We start from the raw sequence: 5,781 nt of genomic DNA, 5'->3' as shown, positions 1-5,781 counted from the left end.
GGGAGACGACCAGACCCTTGACGTCCTGGGCCAGCAGATTGTCGATGTCGGTGATCTGTTTGCTCGGGTCGTTGTCGGAGTTGACCGTCGGCAGCACCCGTACGCCCGCCTTCCTGGCCTGCTCCGGGACGGCGTCGTTGTACGCCTCCCAGAAGGGCGAGGTCAGCAGCGGCAGCACCACGCCGACCTCGCCCTTGTCCGCGCCCCCGCCGCAGCCCGCGGCGGCCGGGCCGCACAGCAGGAGCAGGGCCGCGGTGGCGGTGGTGAGGCGGTGGGGCATGGGGTCTCCGGCATTCGCGATGAATACCCCATATCAACACAGAACGGGCGGCAGGGAGGGGAAAGTCGACCCTTGACAACCGTCCGGTGTACGCCTGAGGATCGCGGCGTGAACTTGTCAGACAGCCAGACAGGTGGCTCCGGATTCGCCTCCCCTCGTCGTATCAGCGCGATGGAAGCGGTTCTCACCCACCTCCGGGAAGCGATCGAGCGCGGCGATTACGCGGTGGGGGACAAACTCCCCTCCGAGGCCGAGCTCTGCCGTCGCCTGGAGGTGAGCCGGCCGGTGCTCCGCGAGGCCCTCAGGGCCCTGCAGACCATGGGGCTGACCGCCTCGCGCACCGGCAAGGGCACCTTCGTCATCTCCAGCGGTCCGGTGGAGGACCCCACCTTCGGCGACTACGCCGCGAGCGACCTGCTGGAGGTGCGCCGGCACATCGAGATCCCGGTGGCGGGCTACGCGGCCCTGCGCCGCTCCGCCGAGGACCTCGACCACCTGTCCCATCTGCTGGAGCGGATGGAGCGGGAGACCGACACCACCGCATGGGTGGCGATGGACACGCTGTTCCATCTCGCCGTCGCCCAGGCGGCCCAGAACCCGGTCTTCCGGCGGGTCATCGAGGAGATCCGCGATGCCCTGGCCCGGCAGTCGGCATTTCTCAACGAACTCGGCGGCCGCCGCGAGCAGTCGAACCGGGAGCACCGGGCGATCGTCGAGGCGCTCGCCGACGGGTCCGAACACGACGCGGTGGAGGCCATGTCCCACCACCTCGAACGCGTGGAAACCACCCTGACCTCCATCGTTCGGCCCGCTGCGGCGGACAGCCGGACGACAGCACCGACGGAAGGCGGACAGCAGGCGTGAGCGAGCAGTCCCTCCGGCAAGAAGACCGCCCACAGCACCAGGCCGGGAGCCCCGCGCATGTGGACGCGGGCGACGCCGGTTACAGCAAGTCCCTCAAGGCCCGGCACGTCAACATGATCGCCATCGGCGGCGCCATCGGCACCGGCCTCTTCCTCGGCGCCGGCGGGCGGCTCAAGGACGCCGGGCCGTCGCTGGCCCTGGCGTACGCGGTCTGCGGCGTCTTCGCCTTCCTGGTCGTACGCGCCCTGGGCGAGCTGGTGCTGCACCGGCCCTCCTCCGGCGCGTTCGTCTCCTACGCCCGTGAGTTCCTCGGCGAGAAGGGTGCCTTCGTCGCGGGCTGGATGTACTTCCTGAACTGGGCCACCACCGGGATCGCCGACATCACGGCCGTGGCGACGTACACCCACTACTGGGGGATGTTCACCGAGATCCCGCAGTGGGCGATCGCCCTGATCGCGCTCGCCGTGGTGCTCACGGTCAATCTGATCTCGGTCAAGATCTTCGGCGAGCTGGAGTTCTGGTTCGCGATCATCAAGGTCGGCGCGCTCGTCGTCTTCATGGCGATCGGCATCTTCCTGCTGGTCACCCGCGAGCAGGTGGCCGGTGGCAGCACCGGCCCCAGCCTGATCACCGAGCACGGCGGCGTCTTCCCGCACGGTGTCCTGCCGATGCTGCTGGTCATCCAGGGCGTCGTCTTCGCCTACGCCTCCGTGGAGCTGGTCGGCGTGGCCGCGGGCGAGACCGAGAACCCCGAGAAGATCATGCCCAAGGCGATCAACTCCATCATGTGGCGCGTGGCCCTGTTCTACGTCGGCTCCGTGGTGCTGCTCTCGATGCTGCTGCCCTCCGGCTCCTACTCGGGCGACGAGAGCCCGTTCGTCACCGTGCTGTCCAAGATCGGCGTCCCGGCGGCCGGCGGCGTGATGAACCTCGTCGTGCTCACCGCCGCGATGTCCAGCCTCAACTCCGGGCTGTACTCCACCGGCCGGATCCTGCGCTCGATGGCGATGTCCGGCTCCGCGCCCAAGTTCACCGGCGCCATGAGCCGCACCCATGTGCCCTACGGAGGCATCCTCCTCACCTCCTTCTTCTGTGTGCTGGGCGTGGGCCTGAACTATGTGGTGCCGAGCGAGGCGTTCGAGATCGTGCTCAACTTCGCCGCGATCGGCATCCTCTCGACCTGGGCCGTGATCATGCTCTGTCATCTGCTGTTCTGGCGGCGCGCCCAGGCCGGCCAGGTCAGCCGTCCCGGCTACCAACTCCCGGGCTCCCCGTACACCGAGATCGTCACCCTGGGCTTCCTCGCCTCCGTCCTCGTCCTGATGTGGGCGGACGGCGGCCCCAGTCGGCTGACCGTCATGGCGCTTCCGGCGATCGTGGCGGCGCTGGTCATCGGCTGGTACGTGGCCCGCAGCCGGATGAAGGACCCCTCGTGAGCCCATACTGAGGAATCGTTTCTCCTGCACGGCCGTACCACCCGGACGCCCTCTCCCTCCACCACCACCCGGAGGAATCCCACCCCGTGAACACCCTCGACCACGAGAGCACCACCATGAACACCCCCCTCGGACGGACCGACGACGCGACCCGCCGTACCCCGGCCGAGCCCCCCGCCATCCGTGCACCCCGCCATGTGCCGCTCGCCCATGTGGTGCGCGGCGGGGCCATCGAGGGCGTCCACCACGGCTCGGTCGTCGTCCTGGCAGCCGACGGCCGGGTCGCCTTCCAGGCCGGCGACATCGACGTGGCCTGCTACCCGCGCTCCGCGCTCAAGCCCGTCCAGGCCGTCGGCCTGCTGCGGGCCGGGCTGCCGCTGGACGGGGAGCTGCTGTCGCTCACCGCCGCCAGCCACTCCGGCCAGCCGCGCCATCTGGACGGCGCCCGCCGCATCCTCGACCGGGCCGGGCTCACCGAGACCGACCTCCGCAACACCCCGGACCTGCCGTACGGTGCCGCCGAACGCGACGCCTGGCTGCGCGACGGCGGCGAGCCCACCCGGCTCGCCCAGAACTGCTCCGGCAAGCACGCCGCGATGCTGCTCACCGCCCAGCTGCGCGGCTGGCCGCTGGAGGACTACCTCGACCCGGCCCATCCGCTGCAGCGGATGATCGCCGAGACGGTTGAGGACCTCACCGGGCAGGGCGTCGCCCGGGTCTCGGTCGACGGCTGCGGCGCACCGCTGTTCTCCGTCTCCCTGCGCGGGCTCGCGACGGCGGCCGCCCGGATCGCCTCCGGCGCCATGGACACCCCCGAGGGCCGGGTGGCGGCCGCGCTGCGCGCCCACCCGGACATGGCGTCCGGCACCGACCGGGACGTGGCCCGGCTGATGCGCGCCGTACCGGGCCTGATCGCCAAGGACGGCTTCGAAGGCGTGCAGATCGCGGCGCTGCCTGACGGCCGGGCCGTCGCCGTGAAGATCGCCGACGGTGCGGACCGCGCCCGGATGCCGGTGACCGCCGCGGCCCTCGTCCACTGCGGGATCGACCCCGGTGTCCTCGCCGAGTTCGCCACCACGCCGGTGTACGGCGGCGGGGCCGCCGTCGGCGGTGTGCACCCCACCGACGTCCTGGCCCCGCCCACCGCCTGACCCCGCCCACCCTCACCAGGAACCGAGGAAGACCGCACACCATGAGCGCCACCGGCCATCGCCGCGAACACGACCTGCTCGGCGACCGCGACGTCCCCGCCGACGCCTACTGGGGCATCCACACCCTGCGCGCCGGCGAGAACTTCCCCATCACCGGCACCTCCATCTCCGCCTATCCGCACCTGATCAGCGCCCTGGCCGCCGTCAAGGAGGCCGCCGCCCGCGCCAACGAGGACCTCGGGCTGCTCACCACGGAGAAGGCCGACGCCATCGCGGCCACCTGCCAGGAGATACGCCGAGGCGCCCTGCACGACCAGTTCATCGTCGATGTGATCCAGGGCGGCGCCGGGACCTCGACCAACATGAACGCCAACGAGGTGATCGCCAACCGGGCGCTGGAACTCCTCGGCCACGAGAGGGGCGACTACGCCCACCTCCACCCCAACGAGGACGTCAACCTCAGCCAGTCCACCAACGACGTCTACCCGACCGCCGTCAACGTCTCCACGATCATCGCCGTCCGTGAGCTCCACGCGGCCATGGAGACGCTGCGCCAGGCGTTCGCCGCCAAGGCCGAGGAGTTCCGCGAGGTCCTGAAGATGGGGCGCACCCAGCTCCAGGACGCGGTGCCCATGACACTGGGCCAGGAGTTCTCGGCGTACGCCGTGATGCTGGAGGAGGACCAGAGCCGGCTGCTGGAGGCCGCCACCCTGGTGCACGAGATCAACCTCGGCGCGACCGCCATCGGCACCGGACTCAACGCCCCCAAGGGCTACGCCGAGGCCGCCCGCCGCCACCTCGAGGCCATCACCGGACTGCCGCTGGTCACCGCCGCCAACCTGGTGGAGGCCACACAGGACTGCGGCGCGTTCGTCCATCTGTCGGGCGTCCTCAAGCGCATCGCCGTCAAGCTCTCCAAGAGCTGCAACGACCTGCGGCTGCTCTCCTCGGGCCCGCGGGCCGGCTTCAACGAGATCAACCTGCCCCCGGTGCAGGCCGGTTCCAGCATCATGCCCGGCAAGGTCAACCCGGTGATCCCCGAGGTGGTCAACCAGGTCGCCTTCGAGGTGATCGGCAACGACGTCGCCATCACGATGGCCGCCGAGGCCGGACAGCTCCAGCTCAACGCCTTCGAGCCGATCATCCTGCACTCCCTCTCGGAGAGCGTCACCCATCTGCGCGCCGCCTGCCTGGTGCTGGCCGAACGGTGCGTCGCGGGCATCACCGCCAACACCGAGCGGCTGCGCACCTCCGTGGAGAACTCCATCGGCCTGGTCACCGCGCTCAACCCGTACATCGGCTACAGCGCGGCCACCAGCATCGCCAAGGAGGCCCTCGCCACGGGCCGCGGCGTGGCCGAACTCGTCCTGGAGAAGGGCCTGCTGCCCGCCGACCGCCTGGCCGAGGTGCTGCGCCCGGAGGAGGTGGCCGGGCAGCCCTCAGGGCTCCGTTCGTAGCCGCGCGACTTCTGGAGCCGAGCTGTGGGGGAGGAGTTCGGTGGGGTGGTCCGGGCTTGCCACGTCGATGCGGACGCTGTCGGCGATGCGGTAGGGGCGGTGCGCCAGCACCGCCCCCACACGTCCGCGCAGCCGGGACATCGCGGCCCGTACGGTCACCGTCCGCGTCGGGTCCCCGAACAGGTCCTGGGCCAGCTGGGCCGCCGTGCGCCCCTCGGGGTGCGCGGCGAGCACCAGCAGCACCTCGGCCTGGCGGGCGCTGAGCTCATGGGTCCAGGTGCCCGAGGGGGCCGAGAAGGTCAGGGACCAGCGGTGCGGATGGCGTACGTCCAGCAGCAGATCGCCCCAGTCGGCCGGACCGCCCCCCTCGGAGGTGCCGCCGTCCAGCACCCGCAGCAGATGGCCGCCGGGCAGCGGCTCCACCGCGCACGCGCCGAGCGCGGGCAGCCACACCGGCCCGTCGTACGGCGCCTTCGGCAGCAACAGCCGGCGCTCGCACGGGGTGACCCCCGTGACCCCGGCGATCCAGCCGACCAGCTAGAGCAACACCGCCTTGCCCTTGATCCGCCCCACCATCCGCGCGGCGAACCCGG

6 protein-coding genes are annotated in these 5,781 nt (G+C 71.0%); 4 read left to right on the top strand and 2 right to left on the bottom strand.

From position 1 onward, the window contains the following. A partial coding sequence (locus ACFXB5_RS46285; protein ID WP_385220067.1) for a sugar ABC transporter substrate-binding protein occupies positions 1-280 on the bottom strand: 280 nt, incomplete at its 3' end. Between the two features lie 171 nt (positions 281-451). Between ACFXB5_RS46285 and ACFXB5_RS46280 the strand changes: the two genes are divergently transcribed. The 4 genes from ACFXB5_RS46280 to aspA all read left to right on the top strand — a co-directional run bounded on the left by ACFXB5_RS46280 (position 452) and on the right by aspA (position 5,188). Continuing rightward, positions 452-1,144, top strand: coding sequence for a FadR/GntR family transcriptional regulator (locus ACFXB5_RS46280; RefSeq protein WP_201854788.1), 693 nt, complete (start codon positions 452-454; stop codon positions 1,142-1,144). After that, positions 1,141-2,580: an amino acid permease gene (locus tag ACFXB5_RS46275; protein ID WP_385220064.1), complete on the top strand. Its 1,440-nt coding sequence runs from the start codon at positions 1,141-1,143 to the stop codon at positions 2,578-2,580. The genes ACFXB5_RS46280 and ACFXB5_RS46275 overlap by 4 nt, the downstream gene beginning before the upstream one ends. A gap of 116 nt (positions 2,581-2,696) precedes the next feature. After that, positions 2,697-3,731, top strand: a complete 1,035-nt coding sequence (locus tag ACFXB5_RS46270) for an asparaginase (RefSeq protein WP_385220073.1) — start codon at positions 2,697-2,699, stop codon at positions 3,729-3,731. 41 nt (positions 3,732-3,772) lie between these two features. Next, the gene (gene aspA, locus ACFXB5_RS46265; RefSeq protein WP_385220061.1) at positions 3,773-5,188 is read left to right on the top strand and encodes an aspartate ammonia-lyase; all 1,416 of its coding nucleotides are present in this window, start codon (positions 3,773-3,775) and stop codon (positions 5,186-5,188) included. Here aspA and ACFXB5_RS46260 read toward each other — a convergent pair. Further along, a complete protein-coding gene (locus ACFXB5_RS46260) occupies positions 5,171-5,671 on the bottom strand; it encodes a hypothetical protein (protein ID WP_385220059.1) in 501 nt (166 codons plus the stop codon). The two genes, aspA and ACFXB5_RS46260, sit on opposite strands and share 18 nt — an antisense overlap. Positions 5,672-5,781: the final 110 nt, after the last annotated feature.

The organism is Streptomyces sp. NPDC059455, assembly GCF_042750115.1.
Taxonomy (GTDB): domain Bacteria; phylum Actinomycetota; class Actinomycetes; order Streptomycetales; family Streptomycetaceae; genus Streptomyces; species Streptomyces endocoffeicus.
This window is presented reverse-complemented; position numbering and strand designations above follow the sequence as displayed.

Coding starts and splice junctions, on each gene's coding strand:
- ACFXB5_RS46280 (WP_201854788.1), top strand. CDS start 452: ATGGAAGCGGTTCTCACCCACCTCCGGGAAGCGATCGAGCGCGGCGAT.
- ACFXB5_RS46270 (WP_385220073.1), top strand. CDS start 2,697: ATGAACACCCCCCTCGGACGGACCGACGACGCGACCCGCCGTACCCCG.
- aspA (WP_385220061.1), top strand. CDS start 3,773: ATGAGCGCCACCGGCCATCGCCGCGAACACGACCTGCTCGGCGACCGC.